The organism is Bacillus atrophaeus (genome assembly GCF_001584335.1).
Taxonomy (GTDB): Bacteria; Bacillota; Bacilli; order Bacillales; family Bacillaceae; genus Bacillus; species Bacillus atrophaeus.
Genome location: NZ_LSBB01000003.1, coordinates 158,831 through 184,759, shown reverse-complemented (window position 1 = coordinate 184,759; position 25,929 = coordinate 158,831). Strand labels below are relative to the sequence as shown.

Annotated in this window: 24 protein-coding genes and 4 pseudogenes; 10 read left to right on the top strand and 18 right to left on the bottom strand. The window is 36.7% G+C overall.

Going from position 1 to position 25,929, the window contains the following annotated elements:
- The first annotated feature begins 409 nt into the window (after nt 1–409).
- A complete protein-coding gene (locus AXI57_RS06965; RefSeq protein ID WP_035174964.1) occupies nt 410–610 on the top strand; it encodes a DUF3311 domain-containing protein in 201 nt (66 codons plus the stop codon).
- Nucleotides 607–2,085, top strand: coding sequence for a sodium:solute symporter family protein (locus AXI57_RS06960; RefSeq protein ID WP_061669666.1), 1,479 nt, complete (start codon nt 607–609; stop codon nt 2,083–2,085). The genes AXI57_RS06965 and AXI57_RS06960 overlap by 4 nt, the downstream gene beginning before the upstream one ends.
- Nucleotides 2,086–2,519: 434 nt before the next feature.
- On the opposite strand, the gene AXI57_RS06955 is transcribed toward AXI57_RS06960, so the two are convergent.
- The 4 genes from AXI57_RS06955 to AXI57_RS06940 all read right to left on the bottom strand — a co-directional run bounded on the left by AXI57_RS06955 (nt 2,520) and on the right by AXI57_RS06940 (nt 5,730).
- Nucleotides 2,520–3,161, bottom strand: a complete 642-nt coding sequence (locus AXI57_RS06955; protein ID WP_061669665.1) for a hypothetical protein — start codon at nt 3,159–3,161, stop codon at nt 2,520–2,522.
- Nucleotides 3,162–3,628: 467 nt separating this feature from the next.
- Nucleotides 3,629–4,048 carry an arsenate reductase (thioredoxin) gene (gene arsC / locus AXI57_RS06950; protein ID WP_061669664.1) on the bottom strand — a complete coding sequence of 140 codons (420 nt, stop codon included), beginning with the start codon at nt 4,046–4,048 and terminating at the stop codon, nt 3,629–3,631.
- Nucleotides 4,049–4,072: 24 nt separating this feature from the next.
- Nucleotides 4,073–5,371, bottom strand: coding sequence for an arsenical efflux pump membrane protein ArsB (locus AXI57_RS06945; RefSeq protein ID WP_061669663.1), 1,299 nt, complete (start codon nt 5,369–5,371; stop codon nt 4,073–4,075).
- Nucleotides 5,372–5,382: 11 nt separating this feature from the next.
- Nucleotides 5,383–5,730, bottom strand: a complete 348-nt coding sequence (locus tag AXI57_RS06940) for an ArsR/SmtB family transcription factor (RefSeq protein ID WP_061669662.1) — start codon at nt 5,728–5,730, stop codon at nt 5,383–5,385.
- 149 nt (nt 5,731–5,879) lie between these two features.
- Here AXI57_RS06940 and AXI57_RS06935 point away from each other — a divergent pair, with 149 nt between their 5' ends.
- Complete coding sequence (locus tag AXI57_RS06935; protein ID WP_061669661.1) at nt 5,880–6,143, top strand: ArsR/SmtB family transcription factor; 264 nt, start codon at nt 5,880–5,882, stop codon at nt 6,141–6,143.
- A 175-nt stretch (nt 6,144–6,318) separates the two neighbouring features.
- On the opposite strand, the pseudogene AXI57_RS21960 reads toward AXI57_RS06935, so the two are convergent.
- The 3 genes and pseudogenes from AXI57_RS21960 to pdxR all read right to left on the bottom strand — a co-directional run.
- Nucleotides 6,319–6,393, bottom strand: a pseudogene (locus AXI57_RS21960) (NAD(P)H-dependent oxidoreductase); the annotation flags it as partial.
- A gap of 91 nt (nt 6,394–6,484) precedes the next feature.
- On the bottom strand, nt 6,485–7,357 hold the full coding sequence (locus tag AXI57_RS06930) for a YitT family protein (protein WP_003328210.1): 873 nt from the start codon (nt 7,355–7,357) through the stop codon (nt 6,485–6,487).
- A gap of 280 nt (nt 7,358–7,637) precedes the next feature.
- Nucleotides 7,638–9,029 carry a MocR-like pyridoxine biosynthesis transcription factor PdxR gene (pdxR, locus tag AXI57_RS06925; protein WP_061669660.1) on the bottom strand — a complete coding sequence of 464 codons (1,392 nt, stop codon included), beginning with the start codon at nt 9,027–9,029 and terminating at the stop codon, nt 7,638–7,640.
- Between the two features lie 169 nt (nt 9,030–9,198).
- Between pdxR and AXI57_RS06920 the strand changes: the two genes are divergently transcribed.
- A complete protein-coding gene (locus AXI57_RS06920; RefSeq protein WP_061669659.1) occupies nt 9,199–10,062 on the top strand; it encodes a DMT family transporter in 864 nt (287 codons plus the stop codon).
- A gap of 329 nt (nt 10,063–10,391) precedes the next feature.
- On the opposite strand, the pseudogene AXI57_RS21955 reads toward AXI57_RS06920, so the two are convergent.
- A pseudogene (locus AXI57_RS21955) lies at nt 10,392–10,639 on the bottom strand (EamA family transporter); the annotation flags it as partial.
- A 343-nt stretch (nt 10,640–10,982) separates the two neighbouring features.
- Nucleotides 10,983–11,209, bottom strand: a pseudogene (locus tag AXI57_RS21950) (MerR family transcriptional regulator); the annotation flags it as partial.
- A 304-nt stretch (nt 11,210–11,513) separates the two neighbouring features.
- Here AXI57_RS21950 and AXI57_RS06915 point away from each other — a divergent pair.
- Nucleotides 11,514–12,716, top strand: coding sequence for an MFS transporter (locus tag AXI57_RS06915; RefSeq protein WP_061669658.1), 1,203 nt, complete (start codon nt 11,514–11,516; stop codon nt 12,714–12,716).
- A gap of 483 nt (nt 12,717–13,199) precedes the next feature.
- On the opposite strand, the gene AXI57_RS06910 is transcribed toward AXI57_RS06915, so the two are convergent.
- The gene (locus AXI57_RS06910; protein WP_061572284.1) at nt 13,200–13,976 is read right to left on the bottom strand and encodes a PhzF family phenazine biosynthesis protein; all 777 of its coding nucleotides are present in this window, start codon (nt 13,974–13,976) and stop codon (nt 13,200–13,202) included.
- A gap of 113 nt (nt 13,977–14,089) precedes the next feature.
- Between AXI57_RS06910 and AXI57_RS06905 the strand changes: the two genes are divergently transcribed.
- Together AXI57_RS06905 and AXI57_RS06900 are read left to right on the top strand one after the other, a co-directional pair.
- Nucleotides 14,090–15,472, top strand: a complete 1,383-nt coding sequence (locus AXI57_RS06905; RefSeq protein WP_061669657.1) for an aminotransferase-like domain-containing protein — start codon at nt 14,090–14,092, stop codon at nt 15,470–15,472.
- Between the two features lie 350 nt (nt 15,473–15,822).
- A pseudogene (locus AXI57_RS06900) lies at nt 15,823–16,083 on the top strand (EamA family transporter); the annotation flags it as partial.
- A gap of 28 nt (nt 16,084–16,111) precedes the next feature.
- Here AXI57_RS06900 and AXI57_RS06895 read toward each other — a convergent pair.
- The 4 genes from AXI57_RS06895 to AXI57_RS06880 all read right to left on the bottom strand — a co-directional run bounded on the left by AXI57_RS06895 (nt 16,112) and on the right by AXI57_RS06880 (nt 18,512).
- Nucleotides 16,112–16,435 (bottom strand): NUDIX hydrolase, encoded by a 324-nt coding sequence (locus tag AXI57_RS06895; protein ID WP_010787640.1) that lies wholly within the window; start codon nt 16,433–16,435, stop codon nt 16,112–16,114.
- A gap of 447 nt (nt 16,436–16,882) precedes the next feature.
- Nucleotides 16,883–17,500 (bottom strand): FMN-binding negative transcriptional regulator, encoded by a 618-nt coding sequence (locus AXI57_RS06890; RefSeq protein WP_061669655.1) that lies wholly within the window; start codon nt 17,498–17,500, stop codon nt 16,883–16,885.
- A 23-nt stretch (nt 17,501–17,523) separates the two neighbouring features.
- Nucleotides 17,524–18,042, bottom strand: coding sequence for a spermidine/spermine N(1)-acetyltransferase (gene paiA, locus AXI57_RS06885; RefSeq protein ID WP_061669654.1), 519 nt, complete (start codon nt 18,040–18,042; stop codon nt 17,524–17,526).
- Nucleotides 18,043–18,059: 17 nt separating this feature from the next.
- On the bottom strand, nt 18,060–18,512 hold the full coding sequence (locus tag AXI57_RS06880) for a MarR family winged helix-turn-helix transcriptional regulator (RefSeq protein WP_061669653.1): 453 nt from the start codon (nt 18,510–18,512) through the stop codon (nt 18,060–18,062).
- 115 nt (nt 18,513–18,627) lie between these two features.
- Here AXI57_RS06880 and AXI57_RS06875 point away from each other — a divergent pair, with 115 nt between their 5' ends.
- Nucleotides 18,628–19,272 carry a YczE/YyaS/YitT family protein gene (locus AXI57_RS06875; RefSeq protein ID WP_061669652.1) on the top strand — a complete coding sequence of 215 codons (645 nt, stop codon included), beginning with the start codon at nt 18,628–18,630 and terminating at the stop codon, nt 19,270–19,272.
- An 802-nt stretch (nt 19,273–20,074) separates the two neighbouring features.
- Here AXI57_RS06875 and AXI57_RS06870 read toward each other — a convergent pair.
- On the bottom strand, nt 20,075–21,067 hold the full coding sequence (locus AXI57_RS06870) for a DMT family transporter (RefSeq protein ID WP_061669651.1): 993 nt from the start codon (nt 21,065–21,067) through the stop codon (nt 20,075–20,077).
- Nucleotides 21,054–21,713 (bottom strand): GntR family transcriptional regulator, encoded by a 660-nt coding sequence (locus AXI57_RS06865; RefSeq protein ID WP_061669650.1) that lies wholly within the window; start codon nt 21,711–21,713, stop codon nt 21,054–21,056. The genes AXI57_RS06870 and AXI57_RS06865 overlap by 14 nt, the downstream gene beginning before the upstream one ends.
- Nucleotides 21,714–22,378: 665 nt before the next feature.
- Here AXI57_RS06865 and AXI57_RS06860 point away from each other — a divergent pair.
- Complete coding sequence (locus AXI57_RS06860; RefSeq protein WP_013390398.1) at nt 22,379–22,840, top strand: CarD family transcriptional regulator; 462 nt, start codon at nt 22,379–22,381, stop codon at nt 22,838–22,840.
- Between the two features lie 857 nt (nt 22,841–23,697).
- On the opposite strand, the gene cspC is transcribed toward AXI57_RS06860, so the two are convergent.
- Together cspC and AXI57_RS22260 are read right to left on the bottom strand one after the other, a co-directional pair.
- Nucleotides 23,698–23,901, bottom strand: a complete 204-nt coding sequence (gene cspC / locus AXI57_RS06855) for a cold shock protein CspC (protein ID WP_003328189.1) — start codon at nt 23,899–23,901, stop codon at nt 23,698–23,700.
- Nucleotides 23,902–24,500: 599 nt separating this feature from the next.
- A complete protein-coding gene (locus tag AXI57_RS22260) occupies nt 24,501–24,617 on the bottom strand; it encodes a molecular chaperone TorD family protein (RefSeq protein ID WP_255265373.1) in 117 nt (38 codons plus the stop codon).
- Nucleotides 24,618–24,772: 155 nt separating this feature from the next.
- Between AXI57_RS22260 and desA the strand changes: the two genes are divergently transcribed.
- Entirely contained in the window at nt 24,773–25,801 is a 1,029-nt protein-coding gene (gene desA, locus AXI57_RS06850; RefSeq protein ID WP_061669649.1) for a Delta(5) desaturase DesA, read from the top strand.
- The last annotated feature ends 128 nt before the right edge of the window (nt 25,802–25,929 follow it).

The window sequence follows — 25,929 nt, the reverse complement described above, 5'->3', positions numbered from 1 at the left end:
TCATTTTAAGATAGATAGGCCCTCAATAAAGGAATACGTATTGTGAACATGATACTACCAAAATTAATAATAATCCCTTTTTGTTGAAGCTTTAGTACAAAAGTAATTTTCACTTTTTACATTTTTTAATGAGCGGTTAGGTGAACAGGAATATTTTTAGCCACAGACTACAGTGTTCCGAAATAGGGGTTCAACACATATTTTCTTTGTGAAATTTTAACTTCTATCATCTCATGCAGAAAAAGTTTCTATCTCTTAAGATTCAAACCAGGTGTTACAATAAATCATATTGTGAACATCGCTACATGGTAAACAATTTTGCATAAAGATGAAATAAAGCATAAGATGTCTTCATGAAGCAACTCACTAATCGCAAGGTTTCAACTAATATTTGGATGGTGATTTCAAAATGAAAGTTGTTTATCTTCTTTCCATACTACCTTTCATAGGTATGTTGTGCTTTCTTCCTTTCGTTAACAGAGTCGAGCCTTTTGTGTTTTCTATGCCGTTTATTATGTTTTGGGTGGCTATTTGGACAGTTCTTACCTCTGTTATTCTAGGTATCATGTATAAATTGGATCCCCGAAACAAAGAGGATGATAAAAAATGAATATTGCTCTTTTGATTATAATAGGATTTTTACTTCTGGCAGTTTTCTTAGGCATTCGATCCACAAAAGGAAAAAAGATGGACTTGGAACAATGGACAGTCGGAGGCAGGGGATTCGGTGCAATCTTGGTCTTTCTTTTGATGGCTGGGGAAATCTATACGACCTTCTCTTTCCTTGGCGGCAGCGGCTGGGCTTACGGCAAAGGAGCGCCGGCTTTATACGTTCTTATGTATATTGTCTTATCATATGTTTTATCCTATTGGCTATTGCCTGTCATATGGAAGTATGCAAAAGAGAATAACTTACTGTCGCAATCGGATTTCTTTGTGAGTAAGTATAGAAGTCCGTTTTTAGGTGTGCTTGTAGCACTGGTTGGTGTGATAGGAATGATACCTGTTATTGTCGTTCAACTGAAAGGCATGGGAATCATCGTTTCGCAAGCATCGTATGGGGCGATCCCGATGCATACAGCTGTTTGGCTGGGTGCTATAAGTCTAACCGTATACGTCATGATATCAGGAGTCCATGGATCAGCTTGGATAGCTATAATCAAAGATATTGTGATGGTCGGAGTGATAGGCTTCCTGGGAATTTATCTGCCTATACATTATTATGGCGGGTTTCAACCTATGTTCGAAGCAGTACATACAGCGAACCCTGAATTTCTGAAGTTCCCTGACCAGGGTCTTAGTGTTTCTTGGCTAATCTCCACTGTATTGCTGCTTGTGTTGGGTTTCTATATGTGGCCGCAAGTGTTCAGTTCTACATATACAGCACAAAACGAAAAGGTATTTCGTAAGAACGCTATTATTAGTCCGTTATATACCCTTATGTTATTATTTGTATTTTTCGTTGGAACAGCAGCAATTCTGAAGGTTCCGGGATTAGAAGGCGAAGAAGTGGATCTTTCTTTACTGCGTCTCTCTATCGACACTTTTGATCCTTGGGTTATTGGTGTAATAGGAGGAGCTGGGTTATTGACAGCGTTGGTACCTGGTTCATTGCTCATCATGAATACGGCAACTTTATTATCGAAAAATATATATAAAGTGTTCGTACCTTCCGCGACTGATCAGACAATCGGCAGACTGGCTAAGCTTCTTGTTCCTGTCGTCTCTCTTATAGCTGTCTATTTTACCCTGAATGGGGGAGCTACTCTATCAAATATTATTCTGATGGGCTATAGCTTAATGACACAACTAGCTCCGTCACTGTTCTTTAGTTTAATGAAGAATAATTTTATTACGAAATACGGAGCAGGTGCCGGTATCATTTGCGGACTGGCCACAGTAGCATATATTACTGTTAGTCACACAACGATTGCTGATGTATTCCCCACTTTCCCGCAATCATTGAAAGATGTAAATACCGGTATTATTGCTTTGGTCATTAACTGCATGGTGATGGTGATGGTCAGTATGGTTACTCGAAAATACAAACATGGCGCAGATGAAACAATAAGCTCGGCAAAATAAAGTATTTTTTGGTTTCACTAAATGAATAATTACCGATACATTATTTAAGGTCTCAGTTGGACTGCTTTTTATTGGCAGTCCTTTTTATATACTCTGGATACAGCAGCGCTACAGACAACACGGGAAATTGGACTTACGGAAGCTGCAATTGCGGCTCAATATCATAGCATCACATAATCAAGGCCTGTCTTATCATGTGCCTGTTGCGGATTAAAAAACATAACAGGATCCTATACGCGCAAAGCAGTTAATAGAAAAAAATTATGTCACATTTAAATTGAGGAGGAGTTTTTAATACCAATCTTGTCGTTGTAAAAAACAGACGACATAAACCATATTGGCTATGATAGGCAAGGAAAATCTTGTTAACAGACTAACAAAAGTCTTTCCCAGTACAAAAAAGGAGTAACCATTTAGCCACTCCCTTAGTTATCTCATTGATCTTCAGGATCAATGTCTAAACTTTCTACTTCATTATTCTCCTTCACTTCTAGCCGTACTATTTTGCCTTGAATGTCTCCGGAGATACCCTCTGTATCTTTCTTATAATCAGCAGCTTTTTTATATGTTTTTTTCCCTTTAGATACTTGGACTGTCACATTAGTGTCAGTTTCTTCAATCAATTTTCCAATCAATTTAAAATCGCCATCATCATCTTTCTCATACACTCCATTAGAATCAGCCTTCGCCTGAGGTGTTAATTCTAACGTTTCAGCTTCTTGTCTTTTTGAATCAATTTCGACCTTAACTAGTTTCCCTTTAACATTTTCATTCCCTATCTTCTCTTTTTTAAATGAACTGCTTTTTGGGACTTTGACCTTCTTTTGATCAATAACCAGAGTTAACTGATCGCTGGTTTCAGTACCCAATGTTCCTATTAAGTCAAAGTCTTCATCATCACTATTTTTGTCGGGATCTTTAGAATACTTTTTTAAATTCGATGTGTTTTGATGAGTACTTTTGTGATTTTCAGTTGTATTTTCTTGTGAACCTTGTTGATTAGTACAGCCAATCAAATTTCCAACCATAAATAAGCCTATTAAAGCGATACAGAAACTTTTTGTCTTATTTTTCATATAGAGATTATTCCTCCTTTTATTTACCTGTTACTTATTTTCCTTCCAAAACAAAAGATTAAACTAGAAAAATGAAATGAAAATAAGAATAACTTTTTTAAAAAAGGGGATTTGAGCCAAGTGTTGGAGCACTATGTTGAAATAAACAAATACCATTTTTGATTGCATGTTATACTCCATTTTCTTTTTGAAGGTAAAACTTTTTGTCTAATGTATCATCCAGTGAAAGAGTTTTATTTCCGGAGTTTTAATAACTATCAGCCCAATAAGTGCTCCGTCAATAATGTCACTAGGATAATGAACAGCGAGCCACAGATAAAAACATGTCACTGGTTCAACGTTATGGGAATTGAAATAAAAAAACATACCAACATTGTTTGGTATGTTTCTTTTTAAGAAGTGGTCCGCAGCACACTTATATATAAACTGAAGGAAAAGCTGAGTCTTTCTCAGCTCATTTTGTTTTTTTATTCCCCAGTTTCAGCAAACTGTTTTAATCGGTCTCCAATTTCATCACGAACTCTTTGGAAAAACGCCCATTTCTCTTCCTCTGTGCCTTGTGCTTTTGCCGGATCATCAAACCCCCAATGCTCACGTTTTACATGAGGAGGCGTCATCGGGCATTTATCGGCTGCATCACCGCAAAGCGTCACAACTAAATCAGCGTTGTTTAAAATATCAGGATCAATAATATCTGAGGTTTGATCCGAGATATCAATGCCTACTTCTTTCATCGCTTTGACAGCATTCGGATTTAATCCATGAGCCTCGATTCCTGCGCTATACACGTTCCACTTAACTCCAAGATGTTTTTTAGCCCACCCTTCAGCCATTTGGCTGCGGCACGAGTTCCCGGTGCATAAAAAGTAAATTGTTTTCTTTGACATGTTCATCTTCTCCTTTTAGAACTGTTAATGAATAATCAGCAGCCAAACATACAGGCCTACAAGTGTAATAAATAGGGTTGGTATGGTTAAGATAATTCCTGTTTTAAAATACGTGCCCCAAGAAATCTTCACACCTTTTTGTGAAAGGACATGCAGCCATAAAAGTGTAGCCAAGGAACCGATCGGTGTGATTTTCGGCCCTAAATCTGAACCAATGACATTTGCATATATTAACGCTTCTCTCATCATTCCATGTGTATCTGTACCAGCAATGGCCAGTGCATCAATCATAACCGTAGGCATATTATTCATAATAGAAGACAGTATAGCAGCTAGAAAGCCCATTCCTATAGTGCCGGCAAACAGTCCTTGGTTAGACGCTGTTTGAATAAGTTCAGATAGAACATCTGTTAAACCTGCGTTTCGCAAACCGTATACAACAACATACATACCTATTGAGAAAAAAACGATTGCCCATGGTGCACCTTTAAGAACTTCCTTCGTCTGAACGGCTGAACTCTTTTGCGCCATCGCGAGAAACAAAATCGCAATGACACCGGCTATAAAGGAAACAGGTATCGAGAACAGTTCACTTACTAAGTAGCCAACTAACAAGATTCCTAAAACAAACCAAGAAATACGAAACATCTTCTGGTCTTTTATAGCTTCAACAGGCTTTTTGACTTCAGAAAGATCATAATGTCTTGGAATGCTTTTTCTAAAGAAAAAGCATAGAACAATGATGCTCGCAATAAGCGAGAACAGATTTGGAACAATCATTCTGGATGCATATTCAATGAATCCAATGTGAAAGTAATCTGCTGATACAATATTGACAAGGTTGCTGACGACTAATGGCAAAGACGTTGTATCCGCTATAAACCCACTCGCCATAATAAAGGGAAAAACCAATTTCCCTTGAAAATTCAACGCACGCACCATAGCCAAAACAATCGGAGTTAAGATTAGAGCAGCGCCATCATTCGCAAAAAATGCTGCAACAACCGCCCCTAATATCGTCACATAAACAAACATCAGCACACCATTACCTTTGGCCGCTTTGGCCATATGCAAGGCTGCCCATTCAAAAAATCCAATATTGTCGAGGATCAGGGAAATGATGATAATCGCAATAAATGCTAACGTTGCATTCCAAACAATTCCCGTTACATCTATAACATCTTGAAAGTTAACAACTCCTGCGATTAAGGCTAATGCAGCACCTCCGCAAGCTGACCACCCAATAGATAAATTTCTCGGCTGCCAGATGACAAATACAAGAGTCAGCACAAAAATACATGCGGCTAAGATTGTCGATAACAACTTAAAACCTCCTAACGACAGGAAACCTGAGTTTCTTTTTGTGTAATTGACTGTAACAACTTATCGTGACAATCAATTTTATTAAGAATAGACAGTATCAAATCATACTCTGGACAAGATTGATTTATAGAATAAAAACGCCATTGCCCTTTTTTCGTTTCATGAACAAATCCCGCTTTTTTTAATTTACTGAGATGCTGGCTAATTGCAGGTTGACTCATTTGAAACATATCAACGAACTGACAAACACAATATTCTTTTTTTTGAAGAAGCTTCATTATGGTGAGTCTCGTCTGATCACTTAAAATTTTTAAGCACTGTACCACTTTAACAGCTTCAAGGCTAGATTGAGCAGTCATTTTCCTCCTCCCTCCTTATCGCACATTGTATAACAAGACAAGAATATAAGTAAACGCTTATATAAACCAACCACAATTTAAAAATTAAAAAAGATTGATTTATGATTATTACATCAAAATTATTTGATTAAAAAACCGGAGGACTTATCATGTTACAAATACCATTGGAAAACAAGCAGCTGCATCATACATTTGAACTTTACGAAAAAAAGTTCAAAGGATTATCTGATAAAAAAAGGTTGCATCTGTTACATATTCTTTGTGAACGTAGCTCTACCTGTGTATGTGATGATGAAATCCAGATGCCGCAATCTAAGTTATCTTATCATTTAAAAATCTTATTAGATGCAGGTTTAATTACAAAAGAAACAAAAGGTACTTGGAGTTATTATTCATGCTTATTTTCTCGGTAAGTTAAAATCCCTTGGCTTAAATTTTCCCATCATTGTTATTAACAATAGAGCGGTTAGCTGAACAACAAAAAATCCTGCTTGATGAGAACAGGATTTTGACAATTTCATTAAATTATTATTTTTAATCAACAGTTGTTTTAAATAACTTTGCAGGCGAACCTTAGGATTTAATTCTATGTTCAGGTGAACCGATGGACATGGCCGTCACCCACTCTTTACCATTCAATTTCGTTCCGCCAGGGCCATGAGCACCCTCAATAAAGCGTTTTTGATTATATCACTGGTGGCATGATGGCAAAAACCAGCCTAGCTATTATCGTTAGAAAGGTGATTCTTTTTTTCTAATGATTATTAAGTTTTCTAAAATTGCTGCCCTTCACTTCAGCTACGTCATATACGGTAACAAAGGCACTTTTATCAATTTCATTAATAATTTCCTTTAGTTTGGTTTCTTCTAAGCGGTTGATGACACATGTGATTTCTTTAAATTTCTCGTAGGAAAAACCCCCATAAGCCTCTTTATATGTAGCGCTTCGGCCTAATTGATCACGTATTGTCTCTACCATTAATTCAGGCTGGGTTGTAATAATTTGAAAGGTTTTAGAACCGCTTAAGCCTTCCTCAACAACATGAATGACTTTAGACGCAATGTAGTAAGCAATGACTGAAAGTAATGCCCCTTGTAAGCCAAATACAGTGGAAACAAAAATGAATACAAAAAGGTTTAAAAATAGAATGAGATCGCTCGTCCCAAATGGCAATTTTCGGGATAGCAGCACAGCAAGCATATCAATTCCATCTAACGCGCCGCCATTACGTAACGCTAACCCCATTCCAAATCCAAGAATAATCCCGCCAACAACGGTTATTAACAACGTATCCCCCTCTATGATAGCTGGGGTATGATGCATAAAACTTGTACCAGCGGCAAGTGATGCAATTCCGATAATTGATAATAAAGCAAAGCTTTTCCCAATTTGCTTATACCCTAACCAGACAAACGGGATGTTAATAACAGCAATAAGAATCCCCAGCGGCAAATTGAATAGCTGTGAACCAACAATGCTGAGGCCTGTCACCCCTCCATCAGATACACTGTTTGGAATTAGCACTGTTTCTAATCCATATGCCGCTATGATTCCTCCGATCATAACCATTATGACTTGCAGAATCATTTTTGCTTTAAATTTCTTATGCTTTTTGATTGTATTCATACCATTCCTCATTTCTCAAATATTTCGTTATATTTAACTATACCATAATAGATTTATTCGGTTAAAATCATGCTTTTATGTAGAAAAGTGTTTGTCATCCGGGTATTTCTGTAGGCAGACTGCTACTGATACCATGACAGAACTTATAGATAAGTTAACCGTTTATGGATTAAAACATTCAATATGTGAATTGTGGTTAACACATGGTGAATGAATGTGAGTTGTTATACCTGATGAATATCAAAGTATTTTTGCATGATAATCTAAACTTAAATCTCCCTTATATCTTCCAGGCAGCTTTCAGTTTTTTTATGCCTTCTCGTATATTGACTTCAGAAACCCCTGCAAAACCAAGTGAGACAGTTTTTGTCGGAGGATGGTTTTTATAAGAAAGAGAAACAGGATAGATTTTCACCCCATGTTCTTTCGCTTTCTCAATTAGCTCGTTTTCACTATAGGGTACGTAAACGTCAAGTAAGATACGAAGTCCGGAGTTTTCTCCACGAATCCTAACGTATTTTCCTAATTCACCTTTCACAGCCTCTAATAAAGTTGCTCTTTTTTTTCGGTACAGCTTTCTCATTCTGTTAATGTGTTTTTGCCATTCTCCATTTTTTATAAATTCAGCTAGCGTCAGTTGACTGTGACAGGACACAGTTTGCTTATATAAGGAAGTGATTTCATGGCCTTTTTTCAAAAGAGGCGAAGGGAGAATCATATAGCTGATACGCAGCGAAGGAAGAAGAGACTTAGAAAAAGTGCCCATATAAATGACACGGTTATGCTGGTCAAGCCCTTGCAAGGATGGGATCGGCTGTCCTGTGTATCTAAATTCCCCGTCATAATCGTCCTCTATGACGAATGATTGATTTTCTGCCGCCCATTTAAGCAGCTGAATTCTTCTGTTAATCGTCATAATTGTTCCCAGCGTAAATTGATGAGAAGGCGTTACATAAACAAGGTTTGGCTGCTGTTCTTGGATCTTCTGTATACAGATTCCTTCATCATCGACTGGTATAGGAACGATATTCATACGATTGGCTTCAAAAATCTTCCGAGCTCTTGGATAACCCGGATCCTCATATCCTATGGAAATATTCGGTTCAAAAACTTGGCACAAGATTTGCAGAAGAACAGGGTTCCCGGCACCTATGATGACTTGTTCAGGGAGGCAATTAACGCCGCGCGATTGATACAGGTACTCTGCAATGAGTTTCCTCAGCTCAAGCTCCCCTAAAGCATTTCCTGGTCGATAAAGCTCGTAACCATACTGATCTAAACTATTGACCATGCTTTTTCGCCAAGCGGAAAAAGGGAAGTGAGAAGAATCTACATTTCCATAGTGAAAATCAATCCAACGTTTATCTTCTTGTGCTTTTCGTTTAATTGATGATGTGCTTGGCATTTTACTATGGACAAAATCAGAACCATTATAATCAGCAAACCATCCGCTTCTTGGCTTGCTCACGATATAGCCTTCAGCAGCAAGCTGTTCATAGGCCCGTTCTACAGTCGTTTGACTGATGGAAAGCTGACTCGCAAGCAGCCTTTTTGAAGGGAGTTTCATTCCTTTTTGAATGCGTCCATGGTGCATGTTTGTTTTAAAAAACTGATAAAGCTGCTGATAAAGCGGAATATTTAGATTTCTATTTAAAAAAGGCGTGATATCCATTTGCTGTTTCCTCCTAACTGGTATGCTTTTTTTCGTGAAAACTGGCTATTTATTCAAGGCCAATTCCAGTTTATAGTCATTGTAATCCTAAAATAACTGGTTTTTAAAATCCCAGATTCAAAAAGGATCTAGTGAAGAATCAGAAGAAACATAAGTTGGAGTGATGGTAATGAACAAAGCAACAAGTGGCTGGATGAATGGTTTTCTAGGGGTACTCATTTTCAGCGGCTCGCTCCCCGCAACACGCTTGGCTGTGGCGGACTTCGATCCATTGTTCCTCACCGTATGCCGCGCTGCGATAGCTGGTGTATTGGCAGGAGCGCTCCTTCTCACCTTCCAGCAGCAGCGTCCTGCCAAAAGTGACATAATTCCGCTATTGGTGGTAGCGTTCGGTGTGGTGATCGGTTTCCCCTTGCTGACAGCCTTGGCGCTTCAGTATGTCACATCCGCACATGCCATTGTTTTCATTGGACTTCTTCCGCTCGCAACGGCGATCTTCGGCGTACTGCGCGGAGGCGAACGCCCCCGGCCGGTCTTCTGGATTTTCTCAGCTGCAGGCAGTTTACTGGTAGCAGGATTCGCCCTGATTCAGGGGGGAGGATCATCCCCCCTCGGCGACGCATACATGCTGGCTTCTATTGTCGTATGCGGGCTCGGTTATGCAGAAGGAGCCCGGCTCTCGCGTCGGCTAGGGAACTGGCAAGTGATCTCTTGGGCTCTCGTTTTGTCGCTTCCTGTAATGCTGCCATTTTCATTCTATTTTACGCCGGACTCATGGTCGGGCATCGGCGTTCCTGCACTGCTCAGTCTTGCATATGTATCCTTATTCAGCATGCTGATCGGCTTCGTTTTCTGGTATCGGGGTCTCGCCCTAGGCGGTATTGCGGCGGTTGGACAACTGCAGCTTCTCCAGCCTTTCTTTGGACTGCTGCTTGCCTCAGTGATTCTGCACGAGAAAGTGGGTTGGGCACTCGTAGCAGTGAATGTCGCCGTTATAGGGTGCGTGGCAGCCGCTCGGCGATTCGCAAAGTAAAGCAGACCATTTAAAAAAGGTCGAACAAGATTAATACTTGCTTTTTATTGTTTTCCAGCACTCTTAAAGCGTTGCAAATTGATTTTAAACTTCTAGAATTGCAAAAAATACACGAAGGAAAAAATCATAAATAGTCTGCTTCTTCTTCTTCGCTAAGATTTTTTCATCCCTCGTTAATTCATATGAGATTGACCTGTTAATTGAATAAGCCCCCGTTCTTATGTAGGTTACAATAAAATCATTAAATACCATATGAAAAAAGAAGCCTTTGGACTTTGTGACTCCGCAGGTTTCTTTTTTTATGAATTGTTAGTGTCAATTTATTACATAACAATCGAAATGGTATTACCAATTATCCCAATGGTTATAATTAATAAAATGTCACGTCTATGAATTCGCCAGGTTAGTTTTTTCACAAAACCATAATGAGTAATGCGACAATTGCGACTAAATATCGCATCTACACCAGTTCTAACGGGGGTATAAACGATACTACAACCTTTACAACAACATACATACCGCCCCAAACACTGGCGGCTAATGCCGAATATATGGAACCTAACAAAGTGTTTTTCATTTTTGCACCCTCCGTTTTTAGTTTAGGTCAAATAAATGCCACTAAGGGCGGAGAAGTGCTACTGGTGCATCATTTTCAAATAATGGAGTCCAAAGCATGTTTATTCAACTCTGTCACAAATTAAGGTATAGTCAGGATAAAAGAATGACTTGTAGAAGTAAATGAGTATCACAGACTGATTACTCAGCTAGTCTGCTTGGTCAGTTAAGTAAAAATCCTCTGCCCATATACATAGATCCGTATTTTCTGCGACCAAAGGTGGTTATACCCTTGGTATTATCGAGATGCGGCCGAGAGGACTTGAACCTCCACGGGTTATTCACCCACTAGGCCCTCAATAAAGTGAAAGCTTCAACAGAAGCGGTACGATCCTGCCTGGTGTTTGCCTTTTAAGAGGAAGACCAGCCTCTTTAAACAAATTGCTAACTTGAAAAAGCTCCAACTGATTAGAGCAATAATATCTATAACCATTCTCTTTTTTTAATTCGGGAGAACATAGTGAAGTTTTTTTATGTTGCAGAGCTTGGCAAACTCACCTGTTATGAAAAACTTTCTTAAATCATCGTTCATGAAAATCTCCTTGACTATACGGCAACCATATACTTTATGATTTTATTGGACCTGAAAGAAGCTTCGGTCAACAAAGAAAAGGTTAAGGCGGAAAATTCTAACCCATTCAGATCATTTCTTTCTTATTTGATCTCCGCTTGTCTTGAATAATTCTCACGCCTGTAAATCGGTGCGTTTTTTAAGTTGTTGATTCTTTAATAGCTGAACTTACTTGGAAACGATAAAGTGCTTCAAAACAAAAAAATAGATGCTCTTTGGTCTGTTTTCTGCAGGAAACTGATTAATTTTTTAGAGGAGTTTTTAGATGAAAAAATCAATTAAAGAACAAAAAACGGTATTAATTATACTATTAAGCAACATTTTCATAGTCTTTCTTGGTATTGGTCTAATTATTCCCGTTATGCCTTCTTTTATGAATATTATGAATTTATCCGGCAGCACCATGGGTTATCTTGTTGCGGTTTTCGCTGTTTCCCAGTTAATTACTTCACCTTTTGCAGGAAGATGGGTTGACCGTTTTGGGAGAAAAAAAATGATTGTCATCGGATTACTTGTCTTCAGTATATCAGAGTTGATTTTCGGCTTAGGAACCCATGTTTCAATTTTTTATTTGTCGAGGATATTGGGCGGAATAAGCGCCGCCTTTATCATGCCTGCTGTAACAGCATATGTCGCTGATATTACAACCATGCAGGAAAGGTCAAAGGCTATGGGGTATGTTTCTGCAGCTATTAGCACTGGCTTTATTATTGGACCTGGGGCTGGAGGGTTTATTGCCGGCTATGGCATTCGCATGCCATTTTTCTTCGCTGCCGCTATAGCATGCTTAGCAGCTATCTCTTCCGTTTTTATATTAAAAGAGTCATTGCCGAAAAAAGAGCGCGAACAACTCTTGGCTAATACAGAGGAATCCAATTTCTTTAAAGATTTAAAAAAATCAATTCACCCTGTTTATTTAATTGCATTTATTATAGTCTTTGTACTAGCTTTCGGCTTATCAGCCTATGAAACGGTATTCAGCTTGTTTTCTGATCATAAATTTGGCTTCACACCAAAGGATATCGCAATCATTATTACGATTAGTTCAATAGTTGCCGTGATTATTCAAGTTCTATTATTCGGGAAATTGGTCAATAAACTTGGAGAGAAAAGGGTGATTCAGCTTTGCTTAATCATCGGTGCGGTCTTAGCTTTCGTGTCTACTGTTATGTCAGGATTTTTAGCTGTTTTGCTTGTAACTTGTTTTATTTTTCTAGCGTTTGATTTGCTGCGCCCAGCCTTAACTACTTTTTTATCTAAAGTTGCCGGTAACCAGCAGGGTTTCGTAGCAGGCATGAACTCCACTTACACTAGCTTAGGTACTATATTTGGTCCAGCTCTAGGTGGTATTCTATTTGACCTTAACATTCATTATCCTTTCCTTTTTGCTGGAATAGTTATGATTATTGGTCTAAGTCTTACAATGCTATGGAAAGAAAAATCAAATGAAGTTTCACCCCTGAATTAACTGTTCACTAAATAATCAAGCTTAAAAATCTGGATTATACAGGTAAACTCAATTGCGAGCGAGAGAAGGGCCTTATAAAGAAAACATACCAAATAATGTTGGTATGTTTTTTTTCAGTATTTAAAGGCAAACCGTTCAAGCCTTTGTAAGTCATTCGGTACCGAGTTTTCAGCATTTTATATACATTTTGGGCACAAAATGGGCACTGTTTTAGACTAAAATAAACCACTACGCATAGTGACTTTTAAAGTTCATCCAATTCTCTCCACCATTTCAGCTCATAAATAGACTCACTTTAACTTCTTTGTTTTTTCACATTACATTCTCTACACTTGTCATTCATGACTGCTCCTGAACTATTGATCAGTCTCCCTCAAAAAAGTGAACGCCCATAAAACAACAGGATATTGATTTTGATCTTCAGCCAAGTAAATACCTAGCTCTTACAGCTTCCGCTCTATATCCATCATATGTCGACCTCTTTTATATTTGAAGATCAGCAATAGAATATAAAACTGCAGAACCACTGATTTTCACTCTGTCACCTTCAAACTTACAGTATAACTTGCCGCCTCTTTTAGAAAGTTGTCTAGCTACCATTTCATTCTTGCTTAGATTTTTTGCCCAATAAGGAATAAAATTACAATGTGCAGATCCGCAGACAGGATCTTCATTTACATTTAATTTTGGAAAAAATGCTCTGGACACAAAATCGTACTTTTCACTTCTAGCTGTAATTGAAACTCCCAGCCCGTCCGGTAATTCTTTTAGTTTAGAAAAATCGGGTGACGCATTAAGAACATCCTCTTCTTTCTCAAGAACAAACATCAAGTCTCTACCAAGATGCACTTCAACAGGCTTTACACCTAGAGCCTCCACCATCTCTTCTGTTAAAGAAATCTCTTTAGGCATTCTGCTCGGAAAGTCCATTTCATATAGTTCACCTTTTTTCACTACCACTAGTTCACCACTAATTGTTTGAAATTTGATTTCCTCCACATTACTTTCATAAAAGTTCGCAATAACATAAGCAGTTGCCAAAGTTGCATGACCACAAAGGTCAATCTCATCTGCTGGAGTAAACCACCTTAGTCGGTAGCTCTCCCCCTCTTTTACTGCAAATGCAGTTTCAGATAGATTATTTTCAGCTGCAATTTGTTGCATAAGTTCATCCGGAATCCATTCCTTCATAATACAAACGCCAGCAGGGTTACCTTCGAATAAATTTTCAGCGAATGCATCTACTACGTAATATTTCATAAAAAGCCTCCTTGATTTAAATACTGTTTATTTACAAATTACTTTACCATCGCGATTGTATGCCTTCAATGATATAATTGTATGCAAAACAATTCTTTTTGGGAGGATTACGTATGCCTGTTAACTCATTTGAACACTACCCCATGACATGGAAACCGGATAGAACACAATTGGCTCCTCCTATTTATCAGTCAATTGCTACTCAATTGGAATACGATATTTTAAATGGTTTTCTTGCACCTCATACTAAACTGCCCCCACAAAGAGAATTGGCTGATTATCTTGATATTAATTTAAGTACTGTAACGAGAGCTTTTAAATTATGTGAAGTAAAAGGATTGATTTATGGGATTACTGGGAGTGGAACTTATGTTGCACCTAATGTAAGCAATGCTCTATTCTTGGAAGACAATGATAATAAGAATGTTATAGAAATGGGCTTGATTGAACCGCTTGATCATTCGAATTCATTAGTTGCAGAAGTCATTCAAAACATTGCTGGGAAGAATTATTTAGAGAAATTATTGGATTACCGAAACCCATTAGGTATGCCTTATCATAAAATGGCAGCAAAGAAGTGGATGGAACGTTTTAATTTTGAAGTGCCTATTGAAAATATTGTGATTACCTCTGGGGGGCAAAATTCCTTAACCTTAATTTTAATGTCTCTGTTTCATGCTGGGGATAAAATTGCGGTAGATACCTATACTTATCCTAACTTTATCGAATTAGCCAATATGCTCAACATACATTTAGTCCCAATAGACGGGGATTCTTTTGGAATGATGCCAGAACGGTTAGAGGAGGCCTGCAGGAAAAATCACTTGAATGGCGTTTATTTAATCCCTTCTTGTAATAACCCAACTGCTGTCACAATGGATATGAATCGAAGAAAAGAAATAGCTAAGATTATTCGTAAATACAATTTAACTCTGCTTGAAGATGATATTTTTTCTTTCCTTGCGCCGGAAAGATTTGTGCCAATTTCGTATTTTGTACCAGATCAGTTTGTTTATAGTCTAAGTGTTTCTAAATCCCTCAGCTCCGGTATGAGAGTAGGGTTTCTAGCCTTTGCAAATCAGTTCATCGATAAAATGACGCACGGTATATTTAATATTAATGTCAAAACCCCTGGGTTTAATGCAGAAGTCATAACTGAGCTGATTAATACAGGCTGCGCAGAAAAAATAATCACTCAAAAGAAAAACATTTCAAAAGAACGTAATCTTCTTTATCAGAAGTACTTTCAAATGAATAACCCTAATGAAAATCCGTTAACTTTTTTCCGCTGGATTCCATTAGACAAGAAATATCAGATGAAAGAATTTGAACAAGATGCTTTGGCTCAAGGTATTCGTATTTATCATTCTGATCGATTCTTAGCCAAAAAAGACGAAACTAATCAATTTATACGGATTTCTCTTACCTCTGCAAAGACATACGAGGAATTAGATAAAGGACTAAGAACACTTAAAGATTTCCTCTTTGAAAAATAAAACACTTCTAAATTTCAAGAGCGGTTTTTTTGCAGTCATAGCAATACTTTACGGCTTGACGCAGCATTACAACCAAACTTTCATATACAGAAAAAAAGAGGAGTAAACACATGGTCTGCTCCTCTAACTTTGTTTCTTTTTCCTTTACTCTTCATAGTCTGGTATTTTTTTGATAACCCCAGACAATCATTTTCGCCGTTTCCTGTATTCCAGACATTTCTTTATACTTGTCTCCGAGCAATAACGTATACATATAAATTTTTTCTCCCATTAATGCTCCATAAATCTGCTATTTTATGAATCTCCAGGAAGTTATAATTAATTGAAACATTCATATCCTTCAAGAAAAGATTTCAGGGATTGTAAACACTGGTATTGGATTTTGGTTATTTTTCTCAGGTATGCAAAAATTAAAAGGACAGAGTATTGCTATGCTAAGCTATGTCGATCCATTTGTAGCTATTTTAATTTCTGCCATTATCCTGCAAGAACAAATGACCATTGTTCAAATGCTAGGTGGCGTACTCCTTTTAGGGTCAACATTTGTTAGCGAGAATAAATCAATCACATTTTCCAAAGCGATTAAAGAAAAGCTTGACACAATAACATAAAACCAAACTAGCCTGACGATTACTGCCATTACTCTATTGTTCCTTGATTATTATATAGGGCGTATCCTGTCGGCATTTTATTAACTCCTTCTAAGTAATACGGCATTCGTTCATTTGCCTGTTCAATGTCAACCCATTCAATTTGCAATATCTCTTGAGGTTTTTTAATCGCTTCAGTTCCTCCAACAATTCGTGCTTCAAATGTAAAAAGAATAGCGTGATGATGCCTCTTTACATATTTCGCTTCGTTAACAACAATTAGATTTCCTATTTCTACTTCAAAACCTGTTTCTTCATGCACTTCACGTATAGCAGCTTCTATTAACGTCTCATCAGGTTCAACCCTCTTCATGATTATCCACTATTAATATCTGATTACATTTACTTTTAATCAACGCATACACAACTTTTACTTCTTCCATGGGAATCTCCTTTATAGAACAAAATTCATCCTTCGATTGATTGTCGATTTTCTATATATTTACTATAAATGATAACTGGTGAGTTTTGATGAGCAGCTTTCTCTCATAGCTGTATTTTCTGCATAAAAAAATAATACCAAAGGCAGTTAAACTCTTGGTATTATTGGGATGCGGCCGAGGATTTGAATCTTCACGGTTTATTCATTCACTAGGCCTTCAATAAAGTGGAAGCTTATCATCAAGTACAAAAGCCTATTATTTCAAGCATTTGAAAATCCAATTAAAGAATGGACTATTACGAGATGCTGCAAATATGACTGTCTCCGTTCCGTTCTTTAATTCTTGTATCTGAGGGTTTAATAAAAGTGGGCTTATATTTAATTTTTTAATCTCTTTTCCATCAGTTCTGCCATTTGTTTCGAATTTGGATCTCCTTCTTTTCGTAATTGATCAATGATATTCATATAATCCGTTTCATTTCGGTTCTGACTTAATTTATATGAAGCCTGAATTTCTCCTACCTTAATCTTAAATCCGACAATACCTTTCAGTTGACTTTCTAAGAGTTGAGGAGAAAGTTTATCCCATAAAACTGGATTCTTACGGTGTTTTTCGTATTTTTGCAGCAACATTGTCAGGTCATGTTTTAACTCTTTTTCGTTCAAAATGCTGGCTGTACCGTATACATGTACAGCTTGATAGTTCCACGTTGGGACATTTTCCTTTTCATACCAAGAGGAAGAGATATAAGCGTGCGGTCCCTGAAACATAACAAGCACATCTTCACAGGTTTCAAATGTTCTCCACTGAGGATTCCCATAAGCAATATGCCCCGTAATATAGTAAGTATCTCCCTCTTTCATTAACTGCAATGGCAAATGGGTGGCAATTGGTTTCCCTTGTGCTGTTGTGACAATTGTGCCAAATGAGTTGTTTTGAACAAAGTCCCAAATGTCATCAACATTTGTAACCTTATAATATTTTGGAATATACATATTAACCCGCCTTTCATAAAAAGTTATACGAGTGTTTTGGTCATGATAAAGTCTATTTGTTCTTCATCACCCATATAAAAAGAGTGGGCTCCAGTTTGAACAAACCCCATTTTTTCATAAAAAGCAATCGCATTTTCATTTTTTTCCCATACGCCTAGCCAGATTTTCTTTTTATTAGATTCCAGCGCAATTTCCACAGCTTTATTGAACAGATGTTTACCAAGACCATGTTTTTGAAATTTGTTCTTTATATAAATCCTCTCGATTTCAAGTGATTCATCACCCATTTTTTCAGACTGAGCCTCATTGGTATTGACCTTTAAATATCCAGCGACTTCATGATTAAAATAAATAAAACAGAATTGCGAAGAGATATTGGATAATTCTTTTTCCAACTGCTTAGGATGAAATGCACTTTCCAAATAAGCTTTCATATTTTCAGGTGAATTCTGATCTTTGAATGTATCATTGAATGTTTCAATACTTATTTCTTGGAGTATTTTTAAATCTTCATGGCTGCACTTTTTTAGTCTTACACTCATGCTCATATATTCTCCTTTTAATAATCTCTCTTGTTCCCCTTTTTTACATATTCCCAGTCAACTTCTATATTTTTTCTAATTCTTTGAAGAAGGTGCAAAATGGTTTCTGCTTCTCCTTCAGAAAACCCCGCTAATGCGACACTATTCGAATGATCATTTTCTCTTTTTATAACGGGAAATACATCTTTCCCTTTTTCTGTTGGAAAGAGTTTTTTTATCTTTTTGTTATGTTCATCATCCATCTTTTCAATAAAACCATTCATTTCAAGTTTTTTTATTGCACGAGCTGCGGTTGTTCGGTCTACTTTGATCATTTCAGCTAACTTTTCTTGAATGATTCCTGGGTTTTCACATATTCGGACAAGGTACAAATACTGCCCTTTTGTGAGGTTATATTCTTTAAATTCTATATTGCTTATAGAATCTAATGCCCTGGCAATCATTCCGATTTCGCGAAGAATTTCCTTCATAATGACCTCCTTAGTACATATTTTTGTTGCAAATACAATAATAATAACATATGTTGAATATACCCTAACTTTGTTGTATTTGCAATAAAAAATATTGAAGAAGAGGTCGAGCAAGGTGAAATATACTTTTTATGTATTAGGAATTTTAATTTTAACCCTTGGTATTTCTTTCACTATCCAATCAGACCTTGGAACTTCACCCTTTGATGCAGTTGTGGTAGGACTGTCTAAAAATGTGGGGCTTACAGTGGGAAGTTGGGAAGTCATAATAGCCTTCATATTGATATGTTGTAATTCGTTTTTAAAAAGACAAAGACCGGAAATTTTGGGGCTGTTAACAGCATTTATAACGGGGATCGGGATTGATATGTGGCTTTTTTTATTGCACAATTTGTTAACACCTGACCTATGGTACAGCAAAGTGATTTGTTTTGGAATCGGCTTAGTTGTTATAGGATTAGGAACTGCAACCTATTTGCACACAAATTTTGCACCGATCCCAGTTGACCGATTAACATTAATCATAAAAGAATTAACCAGAACAAATATATTTTTTTCAAGAACATTCATTTACCTTTTATTCTTGATAGCTGCAATCATTTTAAATGGACCAATTGGCGTCGGGACTTTATTAACCGTTTGTTTAGGGGGGATAATCCTTAATTACTTTATGCCATTTACAGAACAAATATTAGACCGCATATTAACACACTCTAGTACATCACCAAATGTTGACGAAAATAAAAAGCATTCAATATAGTCTGCTTAATGTAAAGAGAAATTGGCTTTTACTCGTATATAGTGTGGTCATCATTTCAAAAAGCTGTCGAGATTTGCTCGACAGCCTGGGGAACAAATTAGATTACTTACTTTAAGTTAGTGAGTAATTTTGATCAAAAAATACATTTTTTTCGGAAACACAAAAAGACCAAGGGCATTAAAGCCCTCGGTATCATTGAGGCGGCCGAGAGGACTTGAACCTCCACGGGTTATTCACCCACTAGGCCCTCAACATGGTAAAACCATACTGGTTATGAAAGCTTTTTTCATTACACACTTTATCTTCCATTTTCATCATTTCTATATGTTTTTCACGAATTTTACAGTAAAAATTGGTGATTAAATTTGTGTCCATATCGATTAGCAAACATGTCATTGGTGTCAAGTTCGTATAGCTACACATACCTGATAGTCCAAGAGGACCTCGGCATAGAATGATTTGTTCCCTATTGCTGTACTATCAAAAAACCTATCTAAAATCTCTCTTACAACTACCTCTGTTAGTGCTATAATCACTTCTCCTTTTTTTAATTAATGTTCGTTTTTTAAATTGGATGTCAATGGGGAAGCACCAACAAAACGCGAATTTCGTACGCTAAAGCAAAATTTCATAAAGAAAAAACCGATGTTCCTATATGTGCGTGACATCGTTTTTTGTTCGTACCCTTTTACTTAGTTATTAAATTTTGACATAAAACTTAGAGTGCTACATTTTTCAAAAAGTAATAAAATTACCTATACTAACTAGAAAAGGGTTCATACTATACATTTTAAAATATCAATTAAGCACTAATATTTGGGTTATGCGCCGTTTCACCTTTATGGGAAACATAACTATGTGCTATCATTCCTAGCATTATTACAAACATACCACACCAAGATAAAATAGAAGGAAATGAAGAATGTAATAAAATTAGTTCTCCGATAACAGCAAAAAGTACCTCCATGGATTGTGTTGCTTCAACAGTTGCAAGTTTCTGCATATCTCCTTTAACCATATCAGTCGCTTTAAAAAATAAGATAGTTGCAATTACACCCGAACAAATAGCAACTAAAATAGATTGCATAGTTTGCTCTTTACTAGGCACTCCTACTGTAAAAAAACCATACAAGGATAGTAAAAACCAAAATGGTAAGCTAGCTAATGTCATTCCAAGGACACGTTGATAAGCATCTAGACGATTTCCACAAACCTCCATCATCTTACGATTCCCGAGCGGGTAAGCGAAAGATGCTACAATAACAGGGATAATACCTAACAAAATATCTTTTACAGCAAGCGATTTTGCTTGTTCCATTTGCATAAAGAAAATACCAAGAAGAATAATTAATGACATACCCATACCTTTCATTGGGATTTTTCCTCTTTTCTTAAGAATTCCATCTGGTGTTTCAATGGTTTGAATAAAAAGAGGAGCTAACAAAGATCCTGATATAATAGTAATTTGCCATGTCCCAGCAATTATCCATCCTGGTGCATGTACAGCGGCAAAGCATAATGGAGCGTAAAATAGACCAAAACCTACGAAACTCCATAAAAACCATGCTCTTAAATTCTCTCTCATAACTTGTAATAATACTTTTAATTTTTTCCTACTCATAACAAGAAGTAAAAGAAATGGAAGCATGAAAATAAATCGTAATGAGGCACTCCATATCCAGCTACCACCTGATAATTCCATTGCTCGATTCAATATAAATGTGAAAGCAAAAAAGAAAGCAGCACATATACCTAAAAAAATAGGGCGCAAATTTCTCACCTCAATCTGTCTCATAAGTCAGTAATTCCCCCAGACTTAACCAGTTTTGTTCTACAAGATGTGCTGTTGTTTCTTTATCTTTATTTTTGCATGCTTCTATAATGTGCTGATGTTGTTCTACTGATTTCAAACCATTTATAGAAGTGAACTGAGAAATTTCAAGGCGTTGAATCTTAAATATACTTCGTTCTAGCGCGCGAATGATTTCAGGATTTCCCGCCACATCTAGAAAAACATTGTGGAATAACTCATCGGCTTCAATTGCTTTTATAATATCTTTTTTCTCAATAGATAGTAGTAAGGCTTTATTACTGAACTCTAATTCTTGAATATCTGCTTCTTTGAGTAATGGTACTGCTAAACGAGCTGCTAATGAATGTAAAGCTGCTACCACAGTAAATGCGTGTTTTGCCTCCTCAAGATTTAATGCTGCAACGCGAGTCACTGAACCAGGAATAGATTCAACCAGTCCTTCATCTTCAAGACGTTTTAGAGCCTCTCTAACTGGAGTACGGCTAATTCCGAATTCTTCTGCTAACTCTTTGTCATTTAAGCGTTGCTCCGGTTGCAGCTCTAATGTAACAATTGCTTTTTTTAAAGTTAGATATACTTCATCTCTAAATGACGTACGTTTAATGGGTTTAATAATATCTTTTTTCATAAAACCAATATATCGGATATTGGTTTTATGGTCAACTGTGATTTTTCAATAAGATACATTCAATTAGCAAGTTCTAAAAACGACCGTTTATGGTACTTGGTTATTTTTAAACAAAAGCACTAAAAACTCATCTATTTTAAGTACCAAAACCCCGCTGCAATGATGGCGATGGGAACTAACATTGGTCTAACTAAAATGGCTGATGCTACTCCTGGTATCTCCTACGAAAATAAGAGATATACCATATATCCAAATTTGTTGTTTTTCCAATTTTTCTCTAGTTATCTTCATATTGATAATCTTGCCTCGTTAATTTTTAAGGAAACTTTGTTCTTTTTCTATCCCTGAAACAACCCCTAGTTAACTACTTCTTACTTGAAATTGATGCCAAGTCATGAATTCCTAAAGGAGCTTTAATAACTCATTTTCAATGAAAAACTGATCTATGTTAATTAGTCGAGGTTTCAGATATACACGGACCAATTAACCTTTCCTTTATCTGGAATCCAACACATTCCCTATTGTTTTGATGTCATTTTTGCTGGATCTGATTTTTTCAAAAAGTTATTGACACAAAAAATACGATCATGTTATTATTGAATATTTGATTAAAAAATGGATATGTGGTAATCTTAGGAAGGTTACATTATTTGGGGGTGGATTATATGTTTCAAATTGGCGATAACATTGTTTATCCAATGCACGGAGCAGGTATAATTGAAGCTATAGAAGAAAAAGAATACTCAGAGGAAAAACAACAGTATTATGTCATAAAAATGTCAATCAGTAATATGCAAGTTATGATTCCAACGCGTAAAATATTGAGTTCAAGTATACGGCCAGTTACTGATATACTTGCATTAAAACACATTATACACATTTTTCAGCATGGAGAATCAGATAGGTTACTGCCGTGGAAACAAAGGTATAAAGTAAACACGAACAAAATAAAAACGGGTGAAATACAAGAAGGCGCTGAAGTTGTACGTGATTTAATGCGTATGAAGAAAGAAAAAGCACTTAATTCAAGCGAAAAAAAAATGTTGGATAATGCATATGAATTTTTGATTAGTGAACTGGAAGTAATTAAAGGAATCACTGAAAATCAAATAAAAAGTTTCTGTTAGATAACGTATTGTATTCCAAAAATATTACGAATTTTCAGATGATATTAAATCATTTCAAAGATGTTCAACTTCTTCAACTTACTTTTAGAACATTAACCTCTTTTGTTATTCCTGCAATCTAATCCATTTTTATTATTTGAATTTCTTCAACGAACATTTGAAGTTTTATCAAAAAACTCGATAAAATAGTCACTTGTTTTTTGTAATCCTGATTCACACTGGAACGGACAAGGAGCCGTAAGGATGGAAGAGAGGCAGGGCTTTCATTGTTTTAGGTATCTCTAAGTGATTATTTCTAGAAAAAAATCAATCAATCTCCCCTCTATCTTTAAGAATTTCTTATATCCACTGCGACAGTGAATAGTAATTGTTTATCTTCTTTTCACAAAAGAGATACGCGAGTTGGTAACATATAATATATGGCCAACGAAAAAGAGACGAAATTTTCTTAATTTTATCATGGATTGCTCCTATAAAATAAAAATAGCGACAACTTCCATTTAATAGAAATCAGTACTTCGTTTAGCGTGACGCTTTTGGCGGGTGGCACACGCCACATGTACGTTGGCTATTTTTCGTAAATGTTTTTTTGCTTCCTCGCTAAATAGTATTGGTCCCGAACTACGGCTACCAAGCATTTAGAACAGGAAAAGAAAAATAAATAATATATATATTCCACATATTGTAAATCCAGTATGTTATACTATAAACAAACCTTTGAAGCTTTAAATCTTTTTCTATTACCTTGTACCATCTCCCTACTCGAACGTTGAGTAGGGTTTTTTAATGAGTTTTATACAGAGAACATAAAAAAACAGGCCCTATATAAAGAGCCTGTTTGTATAAACGATTTAAGATTAAGCAGCTTTTTGAACGTTAGCAGCTTGAGCTCCACGAGCACCTTGCTCAACGTCAAACGTTACTTTTTGACCTTCGTCTAAAGATTTGAATCCGTCACTTTGGATTGCAGAGAAGTGTACGAATACATCGTCTCCATTTTCACGTTCGATAAAGCCAAAACCTTTTTCTGCATTAAACCATTTAACTGTACCTTGTTCCATTTTTGTTGCCTCCTAGTGCGTTACCACACATTGTATTACTATCCTTGCCCAAAGTATCATCAAGACGAAAAGTCGATATTCATACTATGCTTTACACCGAACAAAAATAATTCTTCTTTATCATAGCACAAAACGGAAATAATTGCAAATTAATATTATTGTTTCAGCCATGGAGTTATTTGTTAAACGTGTGGGTACCAGTACATAAGCGCTAAGCAAACTAGAAAATGTTAATAATCCTGCATCGAATTTATAACATGGTCTAAGAGGCCTGTTAATAACTATGGTTAAAAACCCCATGAAATGAATCACGAGTGTCTTCAAACCTTTTTCTTTGCTTACTTCATTATTGATTGTTAAAGAATTCTTTAAAAAGCTCAGCTGTTTCATGTTCAAGTGCAAGATATTCTTTTAAAAGCAGGGCTGTTCACTGGTAAAGCCTTGTTTCTGCAGATGTTTCTAAACGGTCACTCATGGTATCCCCCATTTGCCAAGATGCTCATAAAAAAATAATACTTGTCCACAAATCAACTTCCTTTTCTTCATTACGACTTTCAAAAATCCTTTTAATTTAGAAACAATGTTTGTTCCTCAAACAATCAATGTTTACGGTCTAAATAAACCGATTCCCATAGGGGAGCAACGAGAGAGTTTGGCCCGATAAAGAGCTGGGTATAATCTTCATACGCATTTGTATTCCGGCTGGCTCTGCTAATAAAGATTTAACTGAGCTGGAAATCAGTACCTAATTTCCAATAATTTCTCATATAAATGGGAAAGATACTATGGTATATGACAGATGGGACCTAAAGGCAATAAAACGTTTTCTATACTTAGATTAAGACCATCAGGGAAGGGGAAACTTTAAAAAATGAAGGAACAAAACCTAAGGACTTTGAGAAAATTGGTTACACCTTATGAAAAGTCCGATCTACAAAAAAGCATTTGTCAAATCATTAACACATTGGTGCCATTTTTCCTGTTATGGTGTTTGGCATATAAGAGCTTGTCGATTTCTTACTTCCTCACATTAGCGATTTCTGTCGTTGCGGCAGTTTTTTTAGTAAGAACCTTCATCATCTTTCATGATTGCTGCCACTATTCCTTTTTTAAGAACAGAAAGGCGAATCGAATCCTTGGAACAATTACAGGAATTCTGACTCTGCATCCTTTTGATCATTGGGCACACGACCATTCTGTCCATCATGCGACAAGCAGCAACCTGGACAAACGCGGCACAGGAGATATTTGGGTACTGACCGTTGAGGAATATAAGGAAGCCTCAACTAAGACAAAAATAATGTACCGTTTGTACAGAAATCCGTTTGTTATGTTTATTGTTGGGCCGATTTACGTCTTCGGGATTACCAATCGTTTTAATCGTAAAGGGGCAAAACGCAAAGAACGAATGAATACGTATGTAACGAACCTGGGGATCGTCGCTTTGGCAGCACTTTTATGTTGGGCTATTGGCTGGCAAAACTTCCTGCTGGTTCAGGTGCCAACTTTTATGATATCAGGATCCCTCGGAATTTGGATGTTTTATATTCAGCATACGTTTGAGGATTCTTATTTTGAAGAAAATGAGCATTGGGAATATGTAAAAGCTGCAGTTGAAGGAAGCTCTTTTTATAAGCTTCCAAAAGTCATGCAATGGCTAACAGGCAATATCGGTTTCCATCATGTTCATCATTTAAGCCCGAGAGTCCCAAACTATAAGCTTGAAAAAGTGCATAACAACACTGAACCATTGCAAAACGTTCCGACCATCACACTGGCAGCAAGTCTTAAGTCGTTAAAGTTCCGCCTATGGGATGAAGAAGGCAAAAAATTTGTTGGTTTTAGCCACATAAAAAAAGCTTCTAAAAGCCAAATATCAGCGGGACTAAGAACGGATTAAATAACTCCCCCTAATCGATGATAAGGGGCAATGTATCTTGCAGAATAAAAGTGCAGACTCGCGCAACAGTTTTGTGCAGAGGTCAGCACTTTTTAGTGCTCAATACACTTGTAGACTCCACAATGCGG